The 25,346-nt window shown below is 53.1% G+C and carries 26 protein-coding genes; 14 read left to right on the plus strand and 12 right to left on the minus strand.

Annotated elements, in window-relative coordinates; translation table 11 throughout:
* Window positions 1-17: 17 nt before the first annotated feature.
* Window positions 18-3,278 carry a carbohydrate-binding protein gene (locus RJP21_RS01930; RefSeq protein WP_310857872.1) on the plus strand — a complete coding sequence of 1,087 codons (3,261 nt, stop codon included), beginning with the start codon at window positions 18-20 and terminating at the stop codon, window positions 3,276-3,278.
* 1,064 nt (window positions 3,279-4,342) lie between these two features.
* Complete coding sequence (locus RJP21_RS01935) at window positions 4,343-5,092, plus strand: MerR family transcriptional regulator (RefSeq protein WP_310857873.1); 750 nt, start codon at window positions 4,343-4,345, stop codon at window positions 5,090-5,092.
* A 312-nt stretch (window positions 5,093-5,404) separates the two neighbouring features.
* Here the strand turns inward: RJP21_RS01935 and RJP21_RS01940 are convergent, their stop codons facing one another.
* The 3 genes from RJP21_RS01940 to RJP21_RS01950 all read right to left on the minus strand — a co-directional run bounded on the left by RJP21_RS01940 (window position 5,405) and on the right by RJP21_RS01950 (window position 8,471).
* Entirely contained in the window at window positions 5,405-5,698 is a 294-nt protein-coding gene (locus RJP21_RS01940) for a MazG-like family protein (protein WP_310857874.1), read from the minus strand.
* Between the two features lie 73 nt (window positions 5,699-5,771).
* Entirely contained in the window at window positions 5,772-7,088 is a 1,317-nt protein-coding gene (locus RJP21_RS01945; protein WP_310857875.1) for an outer membrane protein assembly factor BamB family protein, read from the minus strand.
* A gap of 57 nt (window positions 7,089-7,145) precedes the next feature.
* Window positions 7,146-8,471, minus strand: coding sequence for an outer membrane protein assembly factor BamB family protein (locus RJP21_RS01950; RefSeq protein ID WP_310857876.1), 1,326 nt, complete (start codon window positions 8,469-8,471; stop codon window positions 7,146-7,148).
* Between the two features lie 382 nt (window positions 8,472-8,853).
* Here RJP21_RS01950 and RJP21_RS01955 point away from each other — a divergent pair, with 382 nt between their 5' ends.
* From RJP21_RS01955 to RJP21_RS01985, 7 genes are all read left to right on the plus strand, one after another.
* The gene (locus RJP21_RS01955) at window positions 8,854-9,069 is read left to right on the plus strand and encodes a hypothetical protein (protein WP_160039079.1); all 216 of its coding nucleotides are present in this window, start codon (window positions 8,854-8,856) and stop codon (window positions 9,067-9,069) included.
* A gap of 30 nt (window positions 9,070-9,099) precedes the next feature.
* Window positions 9,100-9,813 (plus strand): hypothetical protein, encoded by a 714-nt coding sequence (locus RJP21_RS01960; protein ID WP_310857877.1) that lies wholly within the window; start codon window positions 9,100-9,102, stop codon window positions 9,811-9,813.
* Window positions 9,810-11,006, plus strand: coding sequence for a glutathionylspermidine synthase family protein (locus RJP21_RS01965; protein ID WP_310857878.1), 1,197 nt, complete (start codon window positions 9,810-9,812; stop codon window positions 11,004-11,006). The genes RJP21_RS01960 and RJP21_RS01965 overlap by 4 nt, the downstream gene beginning before the upstream one ends.
* On the plus strand, window positions 11,007-11,669 hold the full coding sequence (locus RJP21_RS01970; protein WP_310857879.1) for a signal peptide protein: 663 nt from the start codon (window positions 11,007-11,009) through the stop codon (window positions 11,667-11,669).
* Window positions 11,666-12,058 (plus strand): DUF350 domain-containing protein, encoded by a 393-nt coding sequence (locus RJP21_RS01975; RefSeq protein ID WP_310857880.1) that lies wholly within the window; start codon window positions 11,666-11,668, stop codon window positions 12,056-12,058. The genes RJP21_RS01970 and RJP21_RS01975 overlap by 4 nt, the downstream gene beginning before the upstream one ends.
* Before the next feature lie 230 nt (window positions 12,059-12,288).
* Window positions 12,289-12,792: an NUDIX domain-containing protein gene (locus RJP21_RS01980; protein WP_310857881.1), complete on the plus strand. Its 504-nt coding sequence runs from the start codon at window positions 12,289-12,291 to the stop codon at window positions 12,790-12,792.
* A 49-nt stretch (window positions 12,793-12,841) separates the two neighbouring features.
* A complete protein-coding gene (locus RJP21_RS01985) occupies window positions 12,842-13,219 on the plus strand; it encodes a hypothetical protein (RefSeq protein ID WP_310857882.1) in 378 nt (125 codons plus the stop codon).
* A gap of 53 nt (window positions 13,220-13,272) precedes the next feature.
* On the opposite strand, the gene RJP21_RS01990 is transcribed toward RJP21_RS01985, so the two are convergent.
* Complete coding sequence (locus tag RJP21_RS01990; protein WP_310857883.1) at window positions 13,273-13,695, minus strand: GNAT family N-acetyltransferase; 423 nt, start codon at window positions 13,693-13,695, stop codon at window positions 13,273-13,275.
* Between the two features lie 177 nt (window positions 13,696-13,872).
* On the opposite strand from RJP21_RS01990, the gene RJP21_RS01995 reads away from it, so the two are divergent.
* The 3 genes from RJP21_RS01995 (at window position 13,873) to RJP21_RS02005 (ending at window position 16,582) form a co-directional block, all read left to right on the plus strand.
* Window positions 13,873-14,574, plus strand: a complete 702-nt coding sequence (locus tag RJP21_RS01995) for a Type 1 glutamine amidotransferase-like domain-containing protein (RefSeq protein ID WP_310857884.1) — start codon at window positions 13,873-13,875, stop codon at window positions 14,572-14,574.
* 72 nt (window positions 14,575-14,646) lie between these two features.
* A complete protein-coding gene (locus RJP21_RS02000; RefSeq protein ID WP_310857885.1) occupies window positions 14,647-15,036 on the plus strand; it encodes a DUF4440 domain-containing protein in 390 nt (129 codons plus the stop codon).
* A gap of 43 nt (window positions 15,037-15,079) precedes the next feature.
* Window positions 15,080-16,582 carry an amidase family protein gene (locus tag RJP21_RS02005; protein ID WP_310857886.1) on the plus strand — a complete coding sequence of 501 codons (1,503 nt, stop codon included), beginning with the start codon at window positions 15,080-15,082 and terminating at the stop codon, window positions 16,580-16,582.
* 194 nt (window positions 16,583-16,776) lie between these two features.
* Here the strand turns inward: RJP21_RS02005 and RJP21_RS02010 are convergent, their stop codons facing one another.
* The 8 genes from RJP21_RS02010 to RJP21_RS02045 form a co-directional block, all read right to left on the minus strand.
* The gene (locus RJP21_RS02010) at window positions 16,777-17,043 is read right to left on the minus strand and encodes a hypothetical protein (protein ID WP_310857887.1); all 267 of its coding nucleotides are present in this window, start codon (window positions 17,041-17,043) and stop codon (window positions 16,777-16,779) included.
* Between the two features lie 73 nt (window positions 17,044-17,116).
* Window positions 17,117-18,079 (minus strand): L-lactate dehydrogenase, encoded by a 963-nt coding sequence (locus RJP21_RS02015; protein WP_160039055.1) that lies wholly within the window; start codon window positions 18,077-18,079, stop codon window positions 17,117-17,119.
* Between the two features lie 77 nt (window positions 18,080-18,156).
* On the minus strand, window positions 18,157-18,426 hold the full coding sequence (locus RJP21_RS02020) for a hypothetical protein (RefSeq protein ID WP_310857888.1): 270 nt from the start codon (window positions 18,424-18,426) through the stop codon (window positions 18,157-18,159).
* Window positions 18,427-18,630: 204 nt separating this feature from the next.
* Window positions 18,631-19,809, minus strand: coding sequence for an NAD(P)/FAD-dependent oxidoreductase (locus RJP21_RS02025; RefSeq protein WP_160039051.1), 1,179 nt, complete (start codon window positions 19,807-19,809; stop codon window positions 18,631-18,633).
* Between the two features lie 37 nt (window positions 19,810-19,846).
* Complete coding sequence (locus RJP21_RS02030) at window positions 19,847-20,287, minus strand: DUF1641 domain-containing protein (protein ID WP_160039049.1); 441 nt, start codon at window positions 20,285-20,287, stop codon at window positions 19,847-19,849.
* 471 nt (window positions 20,288-20,758) lie between these two features.
* Entirely contained in the window at window positions 20,759-21,295 is a 537-nt protein-coding gene (locus tag RJP21_RS02035) for a CcdC family protein (protein WP_310857889.1), read from the minus strand.
* Between the two features lie 102 nt (window positions 21,296-21,397).
* Window positions 21,398-21,967, minus strand: a complete 570-nt coding sequence (locus RJP21_RS02040) for a TetR/AcrR family transcriptional regulator (protein ID WP_310857890.1) — start codon at window positions 21,965-21,967, stop codon at window positions 21,398-21,400.
* 1 nt (window position 21,968) lies between these two features.
* Window positions 21,969-22,685: an MBL fold metallo-hydrolase gene (locus RJP21_RS02045; protein ID WP_310857891.1), complete on the minus strand. Its 717-nt coding sequence runs from the start codon at window positions 22,683-22,685 to the stop codon at window positions 21,969-21,971.
* A gap of 385 nt (window positions 22,686-23,070) precedes the next feature.
* Between RJP21_RS02045 and RJP21_RS02050 the strand changes: the two genes are divergently transcribed.
* Together RJP21_RS02050 and RJP21_RS02055 are read left to right on the plus strand one after the other, a co-directional pair.
* On the plus strand, window positions 23,071-23,676 hold the full coding sequence (locus tag RJP21_RS02050; RefSeq protein ID WP_310857892.1) for an RNA polymerase sigma factor: 606 nt from the start codon (window positions 23,071-23,073) through the stop codon (window positions 23,674-23,676).
* Window positions 23,624-25,240, plus strand: coding sequence for a DUF4179 domain-containing protein (locus tag RJP21_RS02055; RefSeq protein ID WP_310857893.1), 1,617 nt, complete (start codon window positions 23,624-23,626; stop codon window positions 25,238-25,240). The genes RJP21_RS02050 and RJP21_RS02055 overlap by 53 nt, the downstream gene beginning before the upstream one ends.
* The last annotated feature ends 106 nt before the right edge of the window (window positions 25,241-25,346 follow it).

The raw sequence follows: 25,346 nt of genomic DNA on the forward strand, positions 1-25,346 counted from the left end.
ACAGGGAGGGAATTTGTATGTCATGGAATAAATACCGCGCATGCAAGCTTTTTGCCGTTCCACTCGCGGCGGTGATTGCCTTCGGAGCGTTATCCGAAGCGGGAGGATCGACGGCTCACGCATTTCAGGCATCGGATGGCGACAAGGCCATGAAGGCGTTTAATGCCGCGTTCTGGGACCCTGCCGCCAAACAGTTTTGGGGCGATACGAACCGCAAAACCTACCAAGGCTTCTGGGTGGAAGCCGAGCTGTGGGAAATGGTGATGGACGCGTACCAGCATACCTCCGATCCTGACCTGAAAAAGCAGCTTCGGGCCCAGATCGACGACATCTTCGACGGCACCGTGGCCAAATACGGCTCGGATTGGACGAACAACCCGTTTAACGACGACATCATGTGGTGGGTCATGGGAAGCGCCCGGGCTTATCAAATCACGGGGGAAGCCAGATATCTGGATGCGGCGAAACGCCACTTCGCTTTCGTTTACGACACGCAGTGGGACGACGATTTTGCCGGCGGCGGCATCTGGTGGCTGAACAGCGAGCATAACACGAAAAACGCCTGCATCAACTTCCCGGCGGCCGAAGCGGCGGAATATATGTATGACATTACCAAAGACCCGTATTACCTGGATGCGGCAACCCGCATTTTCAGATGGGGCAAAACGATGCTGACGGACGGCAATGGCAAAGTGTTTGACCGGATCGAAACGGAGAAAGGCGCGATCCAGGGAGCCACGCATTACAATCAGGGCACATACATCGGGGCGGCCGTCGGACTGTACCGGATGACCGGGGATACGACGTATTTGGATGATGCGGTCAAAGCCGCAAATTTCACCAAAAACAACTTGGCGGATGCTACCGGTTTGCTGAACTACGAAGGACCCAATGGCGATTTAAAAGGCGGCAAAACGATTTTGATGCGGAACTTGTCCTTCCTCAAAAAAGCGCTGGATGAACGCGGCGAAAGCAAATACAAGGAATTCGGCGCCACGTTTGACGCCTGGGCGGCTTTTAACGCGGAAATGGCTTGGAGCCACCGGAATCCGGATGGTATCGTCGACGGCAACTGGGTCGGACAGCTGCTGTCCGGAACGTACGGATCCTGGTCGTCGGCCGCGGCCGTGGAAGCGTTGAACGTCATCAAACCGATGGATGCGGAGCTTCGCTACGCCGTTCAAGATCCTTATAAAAAAATCGAGGCCGAACGCTACAACATCGGCAAAGGATTCGTCTTGGAGGGGGCGCTTGAAGGCTCGCTGCAGCTCGGCGGCATTCAGCCCGGACACTATGCGGCCTACAAAAACGTCGATTTCGGAACAACCGGCGCCCAAGGTTTTATCGCGAGAGCGGCCAGCGCGACGGGTGGAGGCAACATCGAAATCCGGCTTGACGCCTTGGACGGTCCGAAGGTCGGGACGCTGAACGTGGAAGGCACCGGCGGATGGAATAACTACATCGACGCCGTGACGCTGCTGAAGGATGATCAAGGAAATCCAAGCACGATTACGGGAAAACATGACGTCTATCTCGTCTTTACCAAGAAAAACGATCAATATCTGTTTAACCTGAACTGGTTTAAGTTCACCGCGGGCGATCCGACCAAAACCGATGCCTATGCAAAGCTAAAAGCTGGGGATTATGACGGAAGCGAAGGGCTCGGCAAAAATACGGAAAACGGGTATCTGGACGGCATCCGAAATAATGCTTATGCCTCCTATAAAGGCATCGATTTCGGGTCGGGCGCATCCGGCATCAGCGTGCACGTGTCCAGCGGCAGCCAGGGCGGCACGATCGAGGTCAAGCTGGATTCGCTGAGCGGACCGACGGTGGGCACGGTGGACATTCCGGCGCTGGGAGGCTGGGACAAATGGGTCGATATCATGGGCAACATCGATGACAAAGCGGCCGCAGGCGTGCATGACGTCTATCTCGTCTTCCATGGGGCGGGCGGCGGCGACTATCCTTGCAATCTGGACTGGTTCACGTTTACGACCATGAAAGGCAAAGCAAGGGATGCTTATGCCAAGCTGGAGGCCGAGGACAACAACGGCGGTGTTGGCTTTGGCACCGAATCGGGCGGCGGGCAAACGTATTTGGCGGGCATTAACGCCGCCAACAACCCGTATGTCATGTACAACTATGTGGACTTCGGAAATACGAGTCCTTCCAAATTCCATGTCCAAGCGGCCAGCGCGACCGGCGGCGGCACGATCGAGGTCCGGTTGGACAGCATGAACGGGCCGGTCATCGCCGAGAACAAGATCACGGGAACCGGCGGGTGGCAAAACTTTAAGGTTTTCCCGGCCGACGTCACGGCTCCGGTCACCGGAAAACATATCGTATTCATGTTGTTTAAAGGAACGGATTATTTGTTCAACGTGGATAAGTTCACTTTCGGCGATCCGGCCGTGTTCACGGCACCGACGCCGCCGGTGGAACCTCCCAAAGACAATGTTCCTCCCGGAGACGTGGAGAATGTCCGGATCTCGTACGCGAACGGCCGACTCGTTCTGACTTGGGACGGTCCCTATGATATCGACGCCCAAAAGGTGCAAATTACCGTTTCTTCGGGCGGACAGCAGATCGGCGACGTAATCGAAGTAAAACGCGGCGTTCAAACGGCGGCGATTCCCGAAACCGAGCAGGGGAAAGACTACTCCATCCGGTTCAAATCCATAGACACGTCGGGCAACGTATCCAAAGGAATCACGGTGGAAAGCGGGAAGCAGTCGGCTTTCTCGCTCACTGTGGACGGCAATGCGGTGAAGGATGGCGACGCTTTTGAAGATGATGCCGTTCTGACCTTCCAGGTCGAAGAGGGCCTGACGGCGGGCGGTGCCGCGACGCTAACCTTGAACGGCAAAGAATATACGGTAAATACCGATAACCGCAGCCTATCCATCGGTTTGGCCGGTCTCTTAGGCGAACAGACGGCAAATGTGGCGGTGAAGGACGGATCTGGCCATCCTGATACAAAAACGTTCCGGTTCCATGTAACGGCGAGTCTGGCTTCCATCCAAAATCTGATGGCGCGTTACGCGGCGGCCGGCGACCTCGGCGGTCCCCTTGTCCCGCAGCTGACCAATGCGCTAAAGCAGGCGCAGCATCAACGGGATGGCGGCAAAACGGATCAAGCGGTCAAACAGCTGCAAAATTTCGTGAAACATTTGAACAACGAAGCGATGAGCGACCATGTCAAAGACAGCGTCAAAGCGGTGCTGAACAAGGACGCGGATTACCTGATTCGCGCTTGGCAGGAAGGGGCGAGATAAGGGGAGACGCTCAATCGGCTTTATAAGCAATGAAGCTAACAACCAGCCGGAATCCGGCTGGTCTTTTTGTGATGGGATTTTTACGATATATTGTTGGAGGGATCTACGATATTTTTCTATCTGATCCGAAAAAAGGAGATATGGAGGTGGTTTCAAATTAGAATTCTCACACGGATCGCCTTGGCTATAGTCAGTATTGGCCTCGGCAGTATATGCTGCGCCCTAGCCCTGAATATTTTGATGAGCTTCGGGGAGCCTGATTTTATTGTCTACGATCCAGGACCCACAGGGGTGCAGTGTTTTCTTTTATTAGTGATTATCACCGCATATAGTGTATTGTTGTTTCTTTTATACAGGAACAAGCAAAACTATGTACTGGTTATGACCGCTCTCTCTGCCTTCTTGCTTTCTTTTGTTGCGACTCCGGTCATTATTGTTTACTCCGTGGACATTAGCAACTTTTTCATGAAGTTCGGATAAGGCGTAACGTATTTGCTGATTCGGTTGTTGTCGACAACGACGTCAGGATGTTTTAAAAGAACCTACGTCGCACCTCTTTTGAGTGGAATGTTTGTTTGGTTTTCCGAAATTTTCCTGAAATTATTGTAGAGTAGTTTTTGGGGAGGGTTTTAAAACCAAGCGTATTGATGATAGTCATTGCTCTAGTTTTTATATTTATAATATCAACTTTAGCTAATTTGAAAGAAATACATAATTTCGTTTGGGTTAGAAATACTTTAATAAAACCTTTTGCAAAATTTAAGAGAGAGAGGTCTCAAACAGATTCGAAAAATGTAAGGTATCACCTATCAAAGAGTGTTCAAAAAATAACAGACTATTACAACAGCGAACCACCAAAATAAAAAAGAAAACAGAATAAACGGAAAAAGTGAAAGATCAGATCATGTAATACTTTGGATGTTCTTGAGCTATTTATAATTGCCAATTATTTTAATTTTGTTATGCTGGCTCAGCTAAAAAACATCCCTCTGCAGATGATATTCCCCCTTGACCCTCCTCTTAGGGCAGGCTTTAGACTTCACTACAGAAGGGAGTGAAGCATCATGCTTCTTACAGTCAAAGAAGTGTCGGAGCTGTCCAAAGTGACGGTCAAGACGCTGCACCATTACCATAAAATCGGCCTGCTTGAGCCGGCTGAAATCACGGAAGCGGGATATCGGTTATATGGCGCAAAAGAGCTGGAACGGCTGCAGGCCATTCTGTTTTACCGCGAGCTTGATTTTTCGCTGGAGCAAATCGGGCAGCTGCTGGACCGGGAACCGGATCGAGCGGCGATGCTGGCGGAGCAGGAAGAGCTTTTGGAGCAGCGCCGGCAAAGGCTGGAACGGATCATGGACACGCTGCGGAAAACAAAAGCAGGCCTGGAGTGTGGAGAACCGCTGCCGCAGGAGGAATTGTTTATCGGCTTCGATAGCGAGGATGGGTGGCGGGAAGCGTTGCGGGAACAAAGCGAATACCTTCAGGAGCAATACGGCGTGGAGCTTGAAGCGGAGCGGATCGATGTGCCGGAGATGAACGAGCAGGCCGCTGAGGCGGCGGCTTTTATGAAAAGTATGTCCGCTTTTCTGGCCGGAGGGGTCAAACATAACGACCCAAGGGTTCATCAATCGATCCGGGAACATTTGGCATTCATGAACAGTCACGGACATCGGGTTGCAGCCAAGGATTTTGCGGCACAAACGGCATTTTTCCTGAAGGATGAGTTTCACCTGCGGATGCTGGAGGACCAGCAGACCGGGCTGGCTTATTATCTGAACGCGGCTGCGGCGGCGTACGCCGAGGCTGAATCGTAAACGCATCGATCTGTACCGGTACAGATCAGGATTTCTGCTATTGGCAGGCCAGGGAAGCGCCTTTTACAATCAAGACAAAGGCCTTTAATCCAACGGATATGCATGCATCCCAAAGGAAAATCAACCAATGAAATCGACAACGAATTTTCTTTGTTCCTATAAGGTATTTCGTATGACCGCCGTGCCCGGATGTTGCGCGGGGTACGGCCCCAATATCGCGAACCCCTGAGATAGTACCGGGCTTCCGTCATGTAAAAAGGCGCCTCACCGGGCGCCTTTTTTATGTCGGGCATGTTCACGGTAAATCGTTCCTTAAGTCATCACCGAACTCCATTTATCGACTTTTTTGCTGAGAACGTCTGGAAGCTCATTTTCATCCTCGCTCAGCTTGTAAAATAGCGCCAAAGCGACCAGGATGACATCCACGCATTCTTCCTTCACGTCAGAGAGATCCAGCTTTTTATACTCGCTGCCGCTCGCCTGCCTGTAAGAAAGCATCGCTTGCGAAGTTTCCCCGACCTCTTCGGTCAATTTCAGAACCATCTGCTCCAGCGTTTTCTTTTCCTTTTCGCTTAATTGCTTGATTTTTTGCAGTAATTGTTCCACTAAATATGTCTCCTCTTGCAGCCCTGTAGTCTTTATGTCAATGATTGTACCATATCCAGCCGTTTGCCGTTCGTTAACGCAGCGCTTTTGGCACCTGGACCGCAATCAGCTTGCCGGTATCTTTGGCCTGAATGATCAGCGTATTCCCGGAAAGAAGGGTCGGGCCGTATTGGCGGGAACCGGTGTTTACCGTAAAAGCCGGAGCCGCTGTCTGCAGGTTATACCCATGTAATACGCCGTCGCTTTGCCCGATATACACGCCGTTGCCGTAGATGTCGGTTTGAACGGGCTGGTTGTCGGTTTGGAAGCCGAACGTTTGGCCGTTCGCCAGCTTCATGCCCGTAATCGCGCCGGAAGCTTCTTTACTGAAAAAGATTTTGTTGTCATGCACCGAGCCGATCAGCGATTTCCCGACGTTCGGGACGGACCATTTTTGCAGCGGCTTGGCGTCTTTTTTGTAGGCGGTAATGTCATATTTCATCACGGCGCTGTCCGTCGCTAAATAAAGGTCGTTGCCGTTTAGGATCACGGAGCCGTTATTGTCCCTTGTATAAGGAGGCAAAGTGCCCAAACTCCAGCTGTAGGTTTGCGTTTCTTTTTCCACGCCGGTCTTGGCGTCGAATACGTTAATGCTCAGCTCCCGTTTCGGGTCGGCATCGTCAAAAGGATACTCGTCGCGGACGGAATACACCAGCCCGTTTCGGACCGCCAATGGCGGGTTTTGCCGGAATTGCTTCCACAGCTTTTTGCCGGTTTTTTTATCGAAAGCGTCCAGTTGAACCGAAGTGAGCGCGCCTTGAACCATGTACGAAGCATAAACGATACCATCCACTTCCATGCTGACGCCCCCGGCGAATTCGCTTTGTTCTTCGATTGCCTTCCAGCGCTGTTTGCCCGTGGCGGCGTCCAGTGCGATGATTGCGTTGCCTTTGGTGACGTACGCCGTATCGCCGATCACACGGGGAGAGCTTGTTTCCGTTATCCCCGCCGCGGTCTGCCACAGCCGTTTGCCGGTTTTCGCTTGCAGCGCGAATACCTGACCGGCCTCCGTGACGCCGTACACCGTGCCTTTTTGGTAAGCGACATCCGGGCGAAGCCGGCTGCCGTAAGTATAAAGCGTTTTGCCCGTGTTCACGTTCAATGCCACAAGCTTGCCGCCGTTAAAAGTGAATAAGATGCCGTCGTCCGTCACGACGCTGTCCGTGTTCTTGTCAAAGGAGGCCGTCCACAGCGGCTTTTGGACCGGTGCTTTAATGGCAGGCGACGCAGGAACGTTATAAGAGACGACGGGAGCCGCGGCCTGCGCCGCTGGCAGGCTGATCCCGCTGATCAAAACCGCCGTGAGCAAAGCGATCGCCCCTGTGCGGGCCGGTTTCATTTTTGCTTTCATCTTGCTCTTGTACCTCTTTTCTCTATGAAATGGTAGATTCATATCAAACGATCAAACTCACTGCAATGCCTTCGGCACCGGAACCGCGATCAGCTTCCCGTTATCCTGGGCCTGAATGATCAACGTATTGCTCGAACGTAGCGTAGGCCCGTAATTGCGTGACCCGGTGTTCACGGTAAAGGCGGGCGCAGTCGTCTGCAGGTTGTATCCATGAAATACGCCGTCGCTTTGCCCGATGTACACGCCGTTGCCGTAAATGTCCGTCCGAACGGGCGGGTTGTCGGTTCCCCATTGGATTTCCTGGCCGTCTACGAGCTTCATGCCTGATATTGAATTCGTATTATAGTTCCAAAAATAGATCCTGCCGGCATGCACCGATCCGGTCAATATGACGGGGTAGGATGGTTTATTCCACTTTTTCAACGGTTTGCCGTCCTTATCGTAATGCCCGAAATCGTATTTATGGATGGCGTCTTCCGTTACAAGATACAGATCATTGCCGCTAAGCAGCATGCTGCCTGCTACTCCTGCGGATGGGGAGCTGTTCGTACGGTTCCAGGAATAGACCCGTTCGCCGACCTTATTACCGGTTTTGACGTTCAGGACGGATAAGGTGACGTGGGGAGGTCCGTCGGCATCCACTTCATCAAACGGCGACTGTTCTTTTTCGGAATAAACCAACCCGTCCCGAACAGCAAACGGTTCCGCTTGGAATGGTGCCTTCCATAAAGTTTTCCCCGTTTTCTCATCGATGGCTTTAAGCTGCGAGTAAGAATACGCTCCGGAGATACTATTTGACATAAAAAGGATGCCCTCCGCTTCAAGGGAAAGCTTGCCTGCGGTATCAGCTCGATCCTCGACCGACTTCCAGCGCTGTTTGCCTGTCGCCGCATCCAAAGCTATGAGGGCCTGCTTGTTCGCGACATACACCGTATCGCCAATCACGATCGGCTCGTCCGCATCCGACAGACCTGCAGCCGATTTCCACAGCTCTTTGCCCGTCTTGGCGTTCATGGCATATACATGTCCGTCGTCCCCGACGCCGTAGGCCATTCCTTTCAAGTATTGCACCGACGGCTTTAGGTTGCTGCCGTAGGTAAAGACCTTTTTGCCGGTAGCCAGATTCAGCGCGATCAGCTTTTTTCCCGAAAAGGCAAGCACCGTTCCGTAATCGGTGACGGCAGCCTTCGAGCCGGGATCGACGGCTGACGTCCAGAGCGGCTTTTGCATGGGCGCTTTGATGGCCTGACCGCCTGGAAAGCCGATCGAGACCGCCGGAGCATCGGCATGAATTGCCGTCGGCAGCGAGGCCGTGCCGCAAAGCAAAGCTGCCGCCAGGGCAGGGGCCGCAGTAACGCGGATGAGCTTGGTACGTTTTTTCATGATCTTGTGCCTCATTTCTTTTATCTTTTTTCAGTTTTGATAGAGTTACAGGATGGCGGAATTTTTCCAGCCTTTATATTAAACGCGATTTCCAAAATAAGGTTGCTGATGGGTTTGGAAAATAAAGTTATGATGAACGAAAGGTTTTCTTTAATGCTTTGAAAGCAGCGGCTGGGCCGACCCATTTTTTTATTGCGTTTCGGATAGAGAGGTTTTATGCTGATTAATGCGTGTTTCCATATTATGAGAAGACTTGCTTTTCAAAGATGTCGCAATGCGACAATTTTTTTGAAAAAATGGAAACGGGAAATGGAACGGACCACGGTTTACTTACGTATCAAATGACATATGGATTAATTCAGAACAAGGGGTGTAAAACATAATGGGCAACGATATGAACGTCATTTTGATTGAAAAGATGCCAAGCGGCGAGCTTCGCCAAATCGAAGAACGCAGCTGGAGCATGAACATGGTAGCGGCGCTGGAGCATGTGAATTACATCGTCGTTCGCGGCCAGGAATACGAAACGATCGAAGGTAGATTAAACGTGGACGACGGCAAGCTGGAGCTGCTTTTGGTCCGGATCCGCAATGAATAGCCTGAAGTTCGGCAGAAAGGGGGAAGAAACATGACAAACGAACAACAGCCGCAGGATAAGGAGAAACAACCGGCAAAACTGTTTACGCCGGAAGGCAAGCCGGTTCGGGTGCTGTCCACGTCGCTTGGCGTGGCGCTTTTGGCAAACGCTTTTTTGCTTGCGGGCGGGGCGACAGCGGGCTCGGTTAATGCAGCCGGAGATGCCGCAAACGAACCGAAGCTTGTGGCATGGTCAACCGAGGAAGTCAAAGCTTATTTCGATAAAAATGCCGACTGGAACATTCCGCTTCCCGAAGAAAACGAAAAAGAAGACGGTACGCAGTCGGGAAGCTCCGGAGGTACCAGCAGCGGCGGTACGACGGTCATCAACAACTACGGCACGAGCCATTCGGGGTTTGGGTGGGAAACTTTACTGCTGTACCATTTTTTATTTAACAGAGGATCTAGTTACCATCCAAGTACGTATTACGACAACCGCCGTACGTATTACACGGGCACATCGCAAGCCTACAAGCCGCGTTCCTATTCCAGCGGCGCGTTCCAAAACAAGCAGGTCGTCGGATCGACGGTTACGCCAAAAACCTCCCGTTCGACGGGTTCGATTACCCGGCGCGGCACCTCTTCAAGCTCCGGCGGCATCGGCGGCAAATCGAGCGGCTACAGCTCGTCCGGCTCCAGTTCCAGCTCGAAATCCGGCATCTTTTCGGGTTCCAGATCCAGCTCGCGGAGCGGATTCGGCGGATGACGGGCAGCGTATTCGAAGTGCTTAAGCCGGGTGGGCAACCACGCCAGGAACGGGTGGAAGAACTCGCGGAGCTGGGCTTCACTTGGGCCGATTTGGAAGACGAGGAATACTGGCTGGACCAGCTCGTCGTCATGAACAGGGATACCTACCTGGAGCTGGAACAGGCGTCCGCCCGATTGTGGCGGATTTTGGACCGGACGGTGCGTTATGTCCACGGGAACCGGGCGCTGTACGAGCTGATCGGCATCCCGCCGATCTTATGGGATATGCTCGACATTTGCCCGTTGCCCGAGGAGAACCTGATCAGCCGGTATGCACGGTTCGATTACGCCGTTTCGCATGACGGGAGCATCAAACTGTACGAGCTGAACGCGGATACCCCGACCGGTTACGTGGAAGCTTCCATCGTGACGCCTTGGATGTGCCGGGAGGCAGGCATCGATTCGCCCAACGTCCGGATGAAAGAGCTGGTGGCTGCGGCCTGGGGCGTCGAGCGCCCGGATACGGCGGCATGCGTCGCTTACGGTGAGCATCTGGAGGACTCGGGTACCATCGAAGCGCTGGTGCGCCACAGCGGACTGGATATCCGATGCGTCGATTGTCTGGAGCTTTCCATCGATCACGGCATCGTCAAAGACGGGAGCGGACGGGAGATCAAGCGGATGTTCGCTTTGTATCCGAAAGAATGGATGGCCGTTGACGACGGCGGGGATGCGCTTGCGTATTCGATCGAGACGGGGAAGCTGACGCTGTTTAATCCGCCGCACAGCATCCTGCTGCAGTCCAAAGGACTGATCGCCGCGGCCTGGGGGTTGTATGAGCTGGGGCTGCTGTATACCGACGATGAGCGTGAAGCGATCGAAAAATATCTTTTGCCGACGTACAACAAGCCCGTATTTTCGGGAAACTATGTTTCCAAATCGATGTTCGGACGCGAGGGCGGCTCCGTGCAAATGTTCGACGGCAGCGGGGAGCTGGAGATTAAGGACGAGGACGGCTTTGATACCAGCGAGCTGTTCCCCTCCGTCTATCAGATGCGGGCCAACCTCCCGGAAATTGAGACGGCGGTCGGCGCGCGGCGCCTGCTTACAGGCATGTTCATGATCAACGGTCAGCCATGCGGCCTGCTGGGCAGAGCGGGAGGGCTGATTACGGGAAATACGAGCCATTTTATAGCGATCGGAGTGAGATAGATGACAAGAAACGGAAAAAGACATCCGCGATCCGGGCGGAAATTCAGGTTTGCGGCGTTTCTGGCGCTTTCCTTGCTGGCCGTGCTGCTGCTAAACGCCTGCTCGGACAACGAGCAGTCCGTGTTTAATTCGGGCACCTCGGTGGATGGGCAGGACATGGTGTCCCGCGTGCCGTGGGATTATCGGATCATCGAAGGCAGCGTCGGCGATTTGATCGGCAGCGACATGACGATTTTGCCGGACAACGAGCTGATGCCTAACGATGAAAATTACGCGACGGGGGATAAAGTTTGGGCCCTGCAGTACATGGATGCGGAAATGACGACGGATGCGAATCAGCGCAGCAGCGTCCATCTGTCCTCCTGGAGCACGATCAAAACATTCAAAACCGAGGGTGACGCCAAAAAAGACATGGCCAACCTGAAAATCCCGGTCACGACGGAAGTCGATCTGGTTGGCGTGTACAAAACGCAGTACAAGGATAAAACGCGGAATTTCGCCGTGCTGGAGCTGCCTTCCGGCAACCGGATCAAGCAGCCGATCGACGACGATCGCTACAAAGCGCTGGAGAAGGAAAAGAAAGTATCCGTCAAGCTTGAAGAAATTCACGATTTTGCCGACTACGATTCGGCTTATGCAAAATTCAGGGGGTGGGCGAGTTGACCGTCGTCGTGAATCTGGTCGTAAGCGTGCTTGTCATCATTGCGCTGCAGCTGCTGGGGATGCTGATTTTCAGCTGGATGACGCCGTTTAAAGATATGGAAGAATTGAAAAAGGGCAACGTGGCGGTAGGCCTCGCCTTGGGCGGCAAATTTTTGGCCACGGCGATCATCCTGGGCGTCGCGGCCTATACCAACACGTCGATCTGGTTTATGGCGATGTGGTTTGCGGTCGGTTACGTTTGCCTCGTGGCGGCCTATTGGATTTTCGAGCTGGTCACGCCAAGCTTTAAAATCTCCGATTGCCTCAAGCAAGGAAACGTGGCCGTCGCGACGCTGCTGTGCATGGTGTTCATCGGAACGGCCTTTGCGGTCAGCAGCTTGATCGTTTGACGATGCTGCAATCATTCTGATTTCAAAAGCGTCGTTCAATAATGGATAAATACATTAATCAATTACAAAAATAGGCAGGATTCGCCCGGCAGCTTGTGGAAGCAAGTTTGGCGGGCGATTTTTATTTGCAGACATCATCCATCAGCAAAACGACATAGGTAGATCCGAAGCAAAAGCGCGTCGGAGGGGGCATAGTCCCGCTATTTTTTTCTTGAAAGGAAGTACGCAGCATGAATCAAACCATATACGCAGATTGGAACGGCCAAAGAATAAAGTTAACCTGGATCCCCGGAGACGAACGGCCCGATCCCGCGCTGGTGACAAGCGTGCACGGCATTTGCCTGCATCAGGGGCTTGTCCTTGCCGTACATGTACAAGGTAGGGGCTACAACGTGCCGGGAGGACATGTGGAGCCGGGAGAGACGCCGGAGGAGGCTTTTCATCGGGAAGCGCTGGAAGAAGGCAGCGTTAAAGGAATCATCGCGTACCTCGGCAAAATGGAGATCAGTCACGAAGAAAATGAGTCGTTTGACCCGAACGGAAAATACCCGATGATCGGCTATCAGCTGTTTTACCGGATGGACGTGACCGAGCGGCTGTCGTTTAACCGTGAGCATGAGTGTTTGTCGCGGATTTGGGTTGAACCGGAGGAGTTTGGTTATGTCGTAAACGATCATGAATTGGTCGGACAGGTGCTTCAGGAAGCGCTGGAAAAGGATGGGAAGCAGGGATAGCTTTCGATGGATATATATATTTAGCCGGAACGGCCGGGGAGGAAGGCGTGTGAAAAAAGCATGGAGGAACGCGTTATGGAGCGGGGTAGGCGTCATTGTTTTTGGCGTGATCGTCGCTGGTCTATATGTCCAAAATATCGGGTTCGACAATATTAAGCTTATGTACACGCTGCATTCAAGCAACAAAGCCGTGGTCTTGATGGGTCAAGGCCAAAATGGGACCGTAAAGTACCTTACGAACGTAAACCATCCGGCCGAGCTTCTAAAAGAACGCATGAACAAGGAAGGCTGGAATTATGCCGAACAGAATGGGTCGGGTTATTTTTTTGAAAAGGGGCGGCGGCGCTGCATCGTGACCGTCAAGCAGTGGAACCACGGTTATTTTATATATGCGGTTGAAAAAAATCTCGTCAATCTTGCAGGATAACATGCATGGGAAAAGAACCCGCCGGCTTTCACAGCCAGCGGGTTCTTTCAAGTTTATTGCGGCTCCGGGCTGCCGGACTGATGCTCGTAGTTGCGAATCAGCATGCCCTGGGCTTTTCTCATGCCAAGCTGCTCGTAAAAATCCTGAAGATCCGGATCGCACAACAAATCGACCATATAGATGCCTTTCAGCTTATCCAGCATTCTTCGGGTCAGCTCTTTTCCGATCCCCCGTTTCTGATAGGCGGGCACCACTTCCAGCAAAGGAATGTAGGCTGTCAGCACCCGGTCGGATAAAGCGGTAATGAAGCCGACCACCTGCCCCGACTGATCGTCCTTGGCCAAGATGACGTGGGTCGCATTTTTAAGAATTTGCATAAAAACGCTATAAGAAGGCGGATTCGGCCACCCGTCGAAAAAACCTTCTGCAAGCGAAGCTTCGGTCATATCGCGAATATGATCCTGATATTGAATCATGGCGATTGTCCCTCCTCAAGGATCGGTTCTCTTGATCATAATGCCAATTCACGCCGGAAACAACGATTTAAGCCAATTTTTAGGTGGCGGCGCGGATCGGGGTGCTGTTATGATGGATGAAAGAATTTTGGAATAACTAGCTTTTTTGATCGTTACCTGCAGAAAGAAGGGAATTCCATGAGACAGGTGATCGCGCTGGGCGGCGGCGGCTTTTCTATGGAGCCGGATAATCCGCTGCTCGATCAATATATTTTGCAGCAGTCTGCAGCCCGTACGCCAAAAGTGTGCTTTGTCCCGACGGCCAGCGGGGACGCGGAAGGATATATTGCAGGGTTTTATAAAGCTTTTTCGGCGTTCGACTGCACTGCTTCCCATCTCGCATTATCCCGGCCTCCTACGGCTGATTTGGAGGATTACGTCTTGGAAAAGGACATCCTTTATGTGGGCGGGGGCGACACCATGCGGATGCTGGAAACCTGGCGGGAGCACGGTTTGGACCGCATCCTTCACAAGGCATGGGAGCAGGGCGTCGTTTTGGCCGGACTTAGCGCAGGCTCGATGTGCTGGTACGAAGAGGGAGTCAACTGCGATGATGCCGGGCAGGCGAAAGTTGTCCAAGGATTGGGCCTCATACCCGGCAGCCACAGTCCGCATTATGATTCGGAGCCGGAGTACAGGCGGGGTTATCACGAGCTGCTGCGCAGCGGCCGGATCGGCGCAGGCGTTGGCGTAAGCGATGGGGCGGGCATTCATTATATCGGCGGCAAAATTCACCGAGTCGTCAACTCGCGCCGGGAGGCCAGGGTATACGGGGTTGAAGTCGCCGACGGCGAAATTGTGGAAGAGGCGATTACGCCCGAATATTTGGGGGCGCTTTGAGACGGGGAGTTATGCAAAATACAGGCCAAATCTGAAAGGTCAGCGCCAATTAGCATAGGGAGTGGGTTTTTCATGTTAGATGAAGCCATTGCTGCGGTCGAAGCGTACCGCAGAGTTATCAATGAAGGGACCGCGGAAGAGGTGAATGTATGGATATCGGATGACTTTATCGGTTATTTTGGTTATTACCCGGATCGGGATTACGAGGTTTACCGATCCGAACATCATAAAACGGACAACCTTGAGACGCTGGCCATGTATGAGGGCAAGGAACCTCATTGGGAGTACAGCGACCTCGCAAGGAACATGCGTACAGAAAATGAATTGATCCTATCGGCCATCGTGAACTTCAGCCTGCACGGCAAACAAGTCGCGAGCGTGTTGGCCATGGAAGTATTCTGCAAGGAACAAGGGGAATGGAAGCTGTACAGGCAGCATATGGAGAAATATGCCACGGCCTGAAACGATGCGGCTGCCTCTAACGTCAAACCTGGAGTGAGGACAAATGGAAAAAACACGAAATAGCGAAGATTGGATCGTGGAGCTGGATATCCGCGGCATGCAGGCTGCCATGGAATCGGGCGAAACCACCTCCGAGGAAATCGTCAAAGCCTATCTGAAACGGATTGAGCGGTACGACGGCAAGCTGAAATCCATCATTGAAGTGAATCCGGAAGCGGTAAACATCGCAAGGGCGCTCGATGACGAACGTTATGAAAAAGGGAGCCGCGGGCCGCTGCATGGCATACCCCTGCTCCTGAAAGACAATATCGACACCTGTGACGCAATGCATACGAGCGCAGGTACGCTTGCTCTGGCGGAGCACGTGGCGGCACAGGATTCATTCGTCGCAGCCCGGCTGCGGGAGGCAGGGGCCGTATTCCTCGGGAAGGCGAACATGACGGAATGGGCCAATTTTATGGCGAGCGACATGTGGGCCGGATACAGCAGCCGCCGGGGACTGTGCCTTAATCCATACGGCCCGGGCGAGCTGTTCGTCGGCGGCTCCAGCTCCGGCTCGGGCGCCGCCGTGGCGGCGAATCTGGCCGCCGCGGCCATCGGCACGGAAACGTCCGGGTCGATCATCAGCCCGGCCAGCCAACATATGCTGGTCGGCATCAAGCCGACGGTCGGGCTGGTCAGCCGTTCGGGCATCATCCCGATTACGCATACCCAGGATACGGCCGGACCGATGGCCCGGTCCGTTGCCGATGCGGCGATCGTGCTGGGGGCCATGACCGGGTTGGATGAGCGCGATGCGGCAACACGCGCCGGCGACGGCCGTTTTTTAACGGATTATACCCCGTTTCTAGACGCCTCTTTCATCAAGCAGGCGCGTATCGGCATTCCGAGATTTTATTTCCGAGAGCTGGATCAGGACCGGACGGCGATTCTCGAAGCGGCGATCGAAGCGCTGCGCAGCGAAGGAGCAACGATCGTCGATCCGGTGGAGCTGCCTTGTCAGGATGCGTCCTGGAACGGAAACGTCTTGGTTTACGAGTTCAAAAAGGGCGTCAACGACTATCTCGCGCAGCTTCCTGAAAGCATCCCCGTACATACGTTGGCCGAAGTGATCGCGTTCAACAACGAGCATGCCGACCGGTGCCTGAAATACGGGCAGGACCTGCTGGAGAAATGCGAAGCGACAAGCGGGACGCTATCCGAACCGGAATATTTGGATACGCTTCGGTACAATAAGGAGATGTCGCAGTCGCAGGGGATCGATTACGCGCTCGAAACCTACAATCTTGACGCGCTATTGTTCCTTGGTTGCGATGATGGGGATGATATCGCGGCCAGAGCGGGGTATCCGGCGATTACGGTGCCGGGAGGTTACGCGCAAGATGGCGTCATCGCACCGGGAGGTTACATTACCAAAGGGCCGGTGGGCATCACGTTTGTCGGGGCCGCGTTCAGCGAGCCGACGCTGATCAAGATTGCTTATGGGTACGAACAGGCGACCAAACATCGCGTACCGCCGGATATGAGCGGACTTGAGGAGCGGTAATTCATCGCGCGTTATGAACATCCGGAACATCCGGCTGCAGATTCGCCGAACCTTCCCGAAGAAGGGATGACGTAGCATGGCCGGATTCAAAGTGATCGAAACCCGCGAATGAAAAAAGGAGCCTTTGCCCCAGCCGATCCGGACAAGATGTTTATCTGCCGGAAGGCGGGGAAAATGCTCCTTTTTAAATCGTTTTATTTTCGTGCGCGCATTTTGCGAAGCAGAACCACAACCATGGCGGACAGCGGCATCAGCAGCTTACCCGCATCCCATGGATGATTGTACCAAATCCGCTGTCCGATGCCTAAACAGGACAATAAAATAATCAAGACTGCGAAAAGTACCATCGGGTCCAAGGTGCGATGAAGAACCTTTTTAAACAACAATCTTAATCCGAAATAGACTACAGCAAAATAAAATCCGCACATCAGCAAAACGGCAAGAACAGCGGCGAGCATCATCAATTTGACCCACCCCGATTCAATTGGATATCGATTCCATTATACCTTATTTCGGAAAAAGATGTGGGCTCGGTTATCGGATTGGCTCCATGTTGAGCCCTTCCAAATTGCGGCGGATCAAATCGCAGGAATCGCCAAAAAGCTGCCGCTCGTCTTCGCTCAGCTTCAGCTCGAGCAATTCCTGAATGCCGTCGCTGCTAATGATGGCCGGAACCCCGGCGCATACGCCGTGTTGCCCGTACTCCCCGTCGAGGATGGCCGATACGGCGATAATTTTATGTTCATCGTTCAGCACGGAACGGGTAATATGGGCGATGGCGCTGCCGATCCCGAAATGGGTCGAGCCCTTGCGCGTGAAAATTTCCCATCCGGCGTCTTTCGTTTTGCGCGCGATGTCATGCAGATCGACATGCTTAAACCGCTCCGGATGCTGCTCTAAAATGTCGAGGATCGGCTTGCCGCCGATGGTGACATGAGACCATGCCACGAATTGCGATTCGCCGTGTTCGCCCAGGGCATACCCGCTGACGCTGCGCGGATCGATGGAAAAAACGTCGGACAGCAGCGTTTTGAGCCGTGACGAGTCGATGGACGTGCCTGTGCCGATCACGCGGTGGCGCGGAAAGCCGGTAAGCTTCCATATCATATACGTAACGATATCCACCGGATTGGCGGCCGTAATGAAAATCCCTTGAAATCCGCTCTCGACGATCGGCGTGACGATCTGCCGCGTAATTTCGGCGGCGTCGGCCAAGACGTCCATCCGGTTTTGTCCCGGTTTCGGATTGGCTCCCGCGGTCAGAATAACGACATCGACATCGGCGCAATCCGCATAGGTTCCGGCATACACGGTCGTCCGCGTATGGGTAAAATCGATGCAATGCGACAAGTCCAGCGCCTGGGCCAGCGCCCGGTCGTACGTGCGGTCGATCATCATGATTTCGTCGCAGATGGATTGGTTAATCATGGCGTAAGCGCAGCTGGATCCGACCATGCCTGAGCCTACGATAGCAACTCTTCTTCTTTTGCGTTTCATGTTTCATTCGCTCCTTCAATGAATATTGTACACGAGATTGTGATAAAAATCTCATAATCGGCCGAGTTATTTTGTTTCTAGTCCGGTGTCAGGCGCCAGGGCAGCTGCCGGACGGGTTTTCCGGGCCGCAATTTGGGCAAGAAGCCGCGGTTTTGCAAATATTTGCACAAATGCGTCCCAACGGAGCTTCCGAGAATCGCAATCGTGTCATGCCCGTTGACCCGTCTTAAACCGGCATAAAGCGCCGAGCTGAATACAATATCGATGATGATGAACCTCGCCAGATCCGCGCGGGTGAAAACCCAAACTTGAAATTCCGCAGGCTGCGCCGCCGCAAGCTTCCGCATGCCGTCCTCCTTGCATTTGCCATAAATCTTTTCCCTTTTTAGGATATAGAGAAGAGGGACGTCCAAGAACACGCGGACAAGATCGAATTTTGCGGCGGGACATAGGCGCGCTGAAAATGGATAAAAAAACAGGGCCTCCCCGGTCGTCGGACCGTGCGGGATGCCCTGTTGTGCCGTTTAAAGCGGCAGTCTTCCGTTCATATATTAATAAGCCAACGTGTACAAAGCTTTGATGTGGGAAAGGTAACGGATGTTACTTGCTTCCTTCATCAGCGTCGCAGGCAGACCTTTCAGCGAAATGTTGTTTTCGCCGATCGTTGCTACCGCGTCTTTGCGGCCAAGGCTAGCCAGCGTACCGGAGTTTACCGGAGCAAACTTTTCGAATGCTTTGTCGTTCAGGAACGCATACAGGTTGTAGCCGATCAGCTCGCCCATTTGCCATGCGATTTGCGCGGTTGGAGGGTAAGGACGTCCGGTTTCGTCGAAGTATACGGCGCTGTCGCCGGCAACGAATACGTCTTTATGGGACGTGGATTGCAGGAATTCGTTGACGGTTGCGCGTCCGCGGTTGACTTCCAGGCCGGATTCGCCGACAAGCGGATTGCCTTGCACGCCGCCGGTCCATACGAAGGTGTTGGTGACGATTTTTTGGCCGTCTTTCAGGTCGACCACGTTGCCTTCCACGTTCGTTACAGGCAGTCCGGTCAAGAACGTTACGCCGCGGTCTTCCAGGCTTTTTGTCGCGCGTTCGATCAGATGGTCGGGAAGCACAGGCAAAATTTTAGGGCCAGCTTCGACGAGCATCAATTTGATCTCGCTGCGGTCAATGCCGTATTTTTTGGTCAGGTTCGGCAAGATGTCGGCGATTTCGCCCACGAGCTCGACACCGGTCAAGCCGCCGCCGCCGATGAGGATCGTTGCGTCAGCCGGATCTTTTGTCTGGGAGTAAGCTTGGATGCGCTCTTCGATATGGCGGTGAATGCGGTTGGCATCGTCAGCGGATTTAAGCACCATGCTGTATTTGTCGAGTCCAGGAATGCCGAAGTAAGCGGTGATGCTGCCAAGGCCGACAACAAGCGCGTCATAGCTCAGCTTGGAACCGTCCGAAAGTTTAACTTCTTTGCTGTCTACGGAGAAAGACTCGACTTTGGCGATTTTCACATCGATGTCTTTGCCTTTGAACAGTTTGTCGAGCGGCATGGCGATCGCTTTTTCTTCGATGCTGCCTGCAGCCAGACGGTGAAGCTCGGTAATGATTTGGTGAGTCGGATATTGGTTCACCACGGTCACGCGCGCTTGGTCTTTGTTCATATATTTACGAACGGTCAGCGCGGAGAGGAGTCCGCCATATCCCGCACCCAAAATGACAATATGTTTTGACATAGTTTTTCCTCCGTCCTTACCTAAATATTAAAGTGGATTATTTTTGTTCTTTCGCGTTTTCAGCAGAGACTTGGAGATAAGCGTTCACGAAACGGAACAGCTTTTGCGCTTGCGGATCTTTCAGCAATTTGAGCAGGCCAAAAAGACCGATCACTTCTTGACTGCTTTCTGCGCGGTCTTTTGCTTCGATCACGTTTGCGGCAACGGATTTCACCGATTTGATAACCGGGGTTGCCATTTCCTGAATGGCGCCGACCGTATCGCTTTTAAGCGTTTTGTCCGTAGCCACGGCTTGAGCGAAATCGTAAGACTTTGTCAATACATTCACAAGCTCAGTCAGCTTTGGAAGATGGTTGACCAGAGTGGTCAAAGATTCCTGAACCTCGGGCTTGAGCAGCTGGTCGAGCAAATCCTGTTGATTTTGGCTGACAGGCGCATTCGCTTGTTCAGTCTTTGCATCAGTAATTGTTTCCGACATGTCCATTTCTCCTTTGCGTAAGCAGCAGTGCTTAATTTTATTTTAAAAAGGGCTAATAGACCCTTTTTGGGCAGAGGGGTCTAGAAGCAACAGACCTTCCCCAAGTGAAAAAGGCCGCAATCTAACTCATCATTACCTATGTTAACATAATGTTCACCAAAAGGATAATGAGGCATTTCAAGCGTTAAGCACAAATTGTGAAGTTTTACACAAGTATACGTCTTCTTGGTCCCAATCTCTCTGTTTTCCTCCATTTTTGTGCGCAAATTGTGACAAATTCAACAAACTGCACCTTGATGAAAATGTTGCCACGCTTTCCGTCTTTCTGCCTTAGGTTCTGCATTTCCATACAGCAATATACCCTTGAACGCCGCAAGATGCAAGCAAAAAAGCTGCTTAAAGCATGAAAAAACCGCCTTGTGCGGCGATCACGCAAAAAGGCGGTACTTCTATATTTCTATGCATATGCGGTTATGATTGGGCGTTCGGTGGGGTAGAGCTCTCCGGCACCGGATTGCCGTTTAGTTCGCCTGACGCTTCAATGGAGCGGTACTGCTTCAGCATAAACACCCTCCAGCGGAGGATCATGCCGAACGCCAGCAGGAAAAAGAGCGCGCCGGATTGCGGTATCGAAACGTATTCGTCAATGACCTGGTGAAGGACGGTCCGAACGATCAGCAGGGCGAACAAAATGACGACGAAGCTTTTGGAACGTCTGGCAAACACCTGTCCTTCCGAAACTTCGAATTTGGTGCTGCGAATGAGCGGATATGAAAATAAAAACCAGCCGACGAGAAAGGCGGCCAAAGCCCAAAGCCATGGAACCCGGACTTGCGGCGCCACGAACATCAGGAAGCCTGTTGCCATGCCCAGCGGCGGGATGATGATTTTTTTTATCGTTACAGGTCTATTGCTGGCCTTCAAACGGACGAAAATGACCAGAAGCGCCATAACCAGAGCCCCCACGGTAGATCCGATTTGAAGATACGAGGGACTAATATGAGCCAAGTTCAAGACTCCTCTCTGCGTAAAGATATAATTAATCACGTATAACTATATTATATCACGCCAGGCAAGAAGTAAACTTGACCATCGTATGACATTTATCACTTATGATCCGCCTCTATCCGCGCGCAGTCCACGCAGAAACGCCTGCAAAACGTAAGCCACGCTTTCATCCACTTGCAGGTCCATTTGGAAACCGCCATGCTGCTCGAGCGACGCAAATCCGTGCAAAAGGCTGCGCAGCCCGCGGATGGCGTGCAGCGTTTCTTTTTCCCCGAGCCCGTAGGGCTCCATGATCCGCAAAAAGAGGTTCAGCAGTTCCTGTTTCACCGATTCGAGTTCTTCATGCTGCGTATTTACCTTATAAAAGGCTTCGTACAAGCCGGGGCGGGAACGGGCGAAACCAAGGTACGCTTTGCACAGGTTTTGGACGGCTTCGTCCCCCGTTTTGCCGATGACCGCATCCCGCGTCGTCTCGACGAGAAGGCGGATGCAGTAGACGGTCAGCGCCGCCCGCAAATCGGGAAGGCCGTTCACATGGTTATAAAGGGAAGGGGAGCGCACCTTCAGCTTTTGCGCCAGCGCCGCCAGCGTCAACGAGTCCAGGCCGGATTCATCGGCGAGCTCGGCGGCGGCGACAAGAAGGGTGTGGCGGTCAAGGCCCATTTTGGCCATCTTATTTCACCTCCCGAAAAGCGGCTTCGGCGCGACGAATCGCTTCGTTTATCGCTTCTGCAGGCCGCTCGAGCATCCGGCCGTGGCCGACGGCCAGCCAGGACGGCTTCAAATCGGCCAGGCGGCGGGCGCTGGCAAGGGCCGCTTCTTTATTCCAGGTCGCCATCGCGGGAAAAGGGAAAAGCGGCCGCATATCGCCGGATACCGCCATGCCGCCCCGGAGCTGGAAAGCGTCGCCCGCGATCAGGACGTTGCTCCGGGTATCGAGGAATGCCATTTGGCCGGGCGTGTGTCCGGGAGTGGCGATGGCCAGAAGCGAGCCGATCCGTTCTCCGTCCGTCAGGAGGCGATCCGGTTTCGTGCGTATGTTTTTCGGGACGTCGCCTTTGATCGGCATTTGCGGCTCCCCATCCTCAAGGGCGCGACTGCCGGCCAAAAGGGCCTGATCCCGGCGCGATATATACACTTCAGCGCTTGGAACGGCCTCCTTCAGTCCGTCCAAAGCACCAACATGATCTCCATGGGCATGGGTGAGAAGGATGCGGGTTATCGGTTTGCCGAGCGACTTCGCCGCTTTTAAAATCCCCTTCAGGCTGAACGGCATGCCTGCGTCGATTAAGGTCAAGCCGTCCTCTTCTTCGACAAGATACACATTGACGGGGAACAGGCGGGGCATAAAGGAAAGCTGGGTAACTTGATGAACCGTTGTTTTTTTCATAAACAATCATCCTCCCATACACTAAACTAATCTTGTTAGCATTATAACTAATCACATTAGTTTTTGCAATCGTATTTTTTACCCGCATGTTGCAGAAGCCGCCTTCTTTTGAAAAAAGCGTTTCCAAAAAGACAGTTTCATACTATAATGGTTTTGTAAACCCTTTCATATGTCTAATCTGATTTTGAGCCCTTCATTTTGAAGGGCTCCTTTTTTTGAAGAGATGGGAAAGTTTCCGTTGTCCCCGCAAAGCGCTCATTCGGCTTCGAAGCCAATGCTCCGCTTTTACGGGAATATTTTTCGAAAAAGCGAGAGGAAACGCCTGCTTCGTTCGTCTACATCATATATGAAAGGTCAGAGGTAGAGAGAGCAGGGGAGGATCTTTATGATAGACCCGTCACGGGACGCTGCGCTTGTCAAACAAGTGCTGGCCGGCCATAAGGACAGCTTCGCGCAGCTGGTGGATACACATAAAAACAAAATATACGGTTTGCTTCTGGGCATGGGGGCCGGTCCGCAGGACGCCCAGGATTATACGCAGGAAGCTTTTCTGAAAGCTTACCGCAAGCTGGCGAGCTTCAGGGAGGACTCCAGCTTTGCCTCCTGGCTGTACACCATCGCCGTGAACGTGATGAGGGACGCAAACCGGAAAAAAAAAGACACGCCGGCGGATGACAGTTTGCTCAGCCAGGGGAGGCACCATGCCGAAACGCCTGAGCTGGCCTATCTGCGCAAGGAAACCGGCGGGGAAGTGCGGGAGCTCATCGAACGGCTGCCCGAGAAATACCGCATTGTGCTGCTTTTGAGATATACGAACGAGCTGAGTTATGAAGAAATTGCCGGGATTGCCGGCATTAAAGTGAATCAGGTGCGGAACCGGCTTCACCGGGCCAAAAAGTCCTTATGCAAACTCGTCAAGGATAAGGAGGGGATCAAACATGAGATGCTCGAAGCTGTCGCAGATCAAAGAGTCCATTCGGTCTGGAAATAGTGTGGATGAAGAAACGCGTCTCCATGCGCAAACATGCCCTGAATGCCAATCGCTGCTGCGGCTGGCGGAGGAGGAGGAAAAGGCTTGGGGGGAGCTGCTTTTTCAGGCGGCTTTGCCTGACGGATTTACGGAGCGGGTGATGGCTTCCCTGGCCGACGTCGAGATCGAGAACGAGTCCGGAGAGCAGCTGCTTTTGATCCCCTTCAAACGGACTCGCAGGACTGGCCGCATTATCAAAAAAAGCGCGCTGTGGGTCGCGCTGCTTTTGATCGTCACCGGCACCTTTACCTTGTATGCTCAGACGTCGATCGCCGATTGGGTCAGGTCCATTTTTTCGAAAGAGACGACGGACAGCGGGATGCTCGATGCGCGCAAGCTCGGCATTGTGCAAAATCCCCATGTAGAGGTGAAGGATAAAGGTTATACCCTCGAAATCGACGAGGTGGTTGCCGATGCCACGAGGCTCGTGATGGGTGTAAAGGTGACGGACCCGCAAGGGAAAGCCCTCGTTTATGCGATTGATTGGAATGATCTCCGCATCACGGACCTTAACGGAAACGAGGTGGCGGAGCTGCGGCGGATCGAAGGCTCGGACACGGTCGATAAATTGACGTTTGTTTTCGTAAAGGAGATTCCGATGGATGCGCTGATCGTGGAAGCGCACGTCGATCGGCTGCAAATTCCTTATACCGAGAGGGTCGTCGAGGGAAACTGGGATTTCCGGTTCAAACTGGACATGCAAAAAGCCAACGCGATGAACATCACGACGCCGCTGCATGAAAAATATACGACGCCTGACGGCATGCTGATCCAAATGGAAAAGCTGGTTCGCACGCCTAGCGGGGTGCGGCTCGAGTTAAGCACGTCTTTGAGCCGCGAAGCGGCCAAACGTTCACCGGGCGGGCTTGAAGCCGACCAGCAGCTCATGTTCCATTTTGAAAACGAGCAGGGGGAAGACATATCGAGCGTAAACAATCTAAGGGCCCCGCATATGGAAACGATCATCTCGCAGAACAGCGAGCTGCGCGGAGGCAAGCGCCACTGGACCTTTACGTTCCGGTACCTGCCATACGACAGCCAGAAGCTGCGTTTCGTGTTGGACGGATACTCCATTCCGGTCCGCAGCAGCGGTTCGGTGGAGCTCGTTCCAAACGAGCTGAAACGACATCCGGTTGTTTTCAAGGATCAGGGGGACGAACTGACGCTGAGCGATTTTTGGGTCGACCGCGATCCCAATCAGCAGAAGGGTACGGGTCCGACCGTAAGCCTGATCCGGATGGATGGGAAATTCCGCAATATGTTCAACCATGACGAATGGATCGTGAAGGATTCGGACGGGAAGGAATACCCTGTGACGTACAGAGGATCGGTTGGATGGGGTGTATTAAACGAGGCCGCGGGGGATCCCGGTTTTATCGTGAACGGAATGGGCAAGCTGCCGGAGAAGGCGACGCTCATCCGCACCGTCACCGACAAATGGTACGACAACGTGGAATGGTCCTTTGAGCTGCCGAAGGGCAAGTCGATCCCCGGCCTGGAAAACGCGGCTCCGCCGGCCTACTGATATCATGGAAATACCGGATTGAGCACCGCGCCAAAAAACGGGGAAACGGCAGGAAGACTATACGACAAATCGAAAAAGCGTACCTCCTCCAGCTTGATGCTGGAAA

It is taken from the genome of Paenibacillus sp. VCA1 (genome assembly GCF_031583795.1).
In the GTDB taxonomy this organism is placed as follows: Bacteria; Bacillota; Bacilli; order Paenibacillales; family Paenibacillaceae; genus Paenibacillus_AQ; species Paenibacillus_AQ albilobatus.

Coding starts and splice junctions, on each gene's coding strand:
- RJP21_RS02015 (WP_160039055.1), bottom strand. CDS start 18,079: ATGAAACGCAAAAGAAGAAGAGTTGCTATCGTAGGCTCAGGCATGGTC.
- RJP21_RS02030 (WP_160039049.1), bottom strand. CDS start 20,287: ATGTCGGAAACAATTACTGATGCAAAGACTGAACAAGCGAATGCGCCT.
- RJP21_RS02020 (WP_310857888.1), bottom strand. CDS start 18,426: ATGCGGAAGCTTGCGGCGGCGCAGCCTGCGGAATTTCAAGTTTGGGTT.
- RJP21_RS02010 (WP_310857887.1), bottom strand. CDS start 17,043: ATGATGCTCGCCGCTGTTCTTGCCGTTTTGCTGATGTGCGGATTTTAT.
- RJP21_RS01935 (WP_310857873.1), top strand. CDS start 4,343: ATGCTTCTTACAGTCAAAGAAGTGTCGGAGCTGTCCAAAGTGACGGTC.
- RJP21_RS02025 (WP_160039051.1), bottom strand. CDS start 19,809: ATGTCAAAACATATTGTCATTTTGGGTGCGGGATATGGCGGACTCCTC.
- RJP21_RS01945 (WP_310857875.1), bottom strand. CDS start 7,088: ATGAAAGCAAAAATGAAACCGGCCCGCACAGGGGCGATCGCTTTGCTC.
- RJP21_RS01955 (WP_160039079.1), top strand. CDS start 8,854: ATGGGCAACGATATGAACGTCATTTTGATTGAAAAGATGCCAAGCGGC.
- RJP21_RS01930 (WP_310857872.1), top strand. CDS start 18: ATGTCATGGAATAAATACCGCGCATGCAAGCTTTTTGCCGTTCCACTC.
- RJP21_RS01995 (WP_310857884.1), top strand. CDS start 13,873: ATGAGACAGGTGATCGCGCTGGGCGGCGGCGGCTTTTCTATGGAGCCG.
- RJP21_RS01990 (WP_310857883.1), bottom strand. CDS start 13,695: ATGATTCAATATCAGGATCATATTCGCGATATGACCGAAGCTTCGCTT.
- RJP21_RS02000 (WP_310857885.1), top strand. CDS start 14,647: ATGTTAGATGAAGCCATTGCTGCGGTCGAAGCGTACCGCAGAGTTATC.
- RJP21_RS01970 (WP_310857879.1), top strand. CDS start 11,007: ATGACAAGAAACGGAAAAAGACATCCGCGATCCGGGCGGAAATTCAGG.
- RJP21_RS02040 (WP_310857890.1), bottom strand. CDS start 21,967: ATGGCCAAAATGGGCCTTGACCGCCACACCCTTCTTGTCGCCGCCGCC.
- RJP21_RS01950 (WP_310857876.1), bottom strand. CDS start 8,471: ATGAAAAAACGTACCAAGCTCATCCGCGTTACTGCGGCCCCTGCCCTG.
- RJP21_RS02005 (WP_310857886.1), top strand. CDS start 15,080: ATGGAAAAAACACGAAATAGCGAAGATTGGATCGTGGAGCTGGATATC.
- RJP21_RS02050 (WP_310857892.1), top strand. CDS start 23,071: ATGATAGACCCGTCACGGGACGCTGCGCTTGTCAAACAAGTGCTGGCC.
- RJP21_RS01960 (WP_310857877.1), top strand. CDS start 9,100: ATGACAAACGAACAACAGCCGCAGGATAAGGAGAAACAACCGGCAAAA.
- RJP21_RS01965 (WP_310857878.1), top strand. CDS start 9,810: ATGACGGGCAGCGTATTCGAAGTGCTTAAGCCGGGTGGGCAACCACGC.
- RJP21_RS02055 (WP_310857893.1), top strand. CDS start 23,624: ATGAGATGCTCGAAGCTGTCGCAGATCAAAGAGTCCATTCGGTCTGGA.
- RJP21_RS01980 (WP_310857881.1), top strand. CDS start 12,289: ATGAATCAAACCATATACGCAGATTGGAACGGCCAAAGAATAAAGTTA.
- RJP21_RS02045 (WP_310857891.1), bottom strand. CDS start 22,685: ATGAAAAAAACAACGGTTCATCAAGTTACCCAGCTTTCCTTTATGCCC.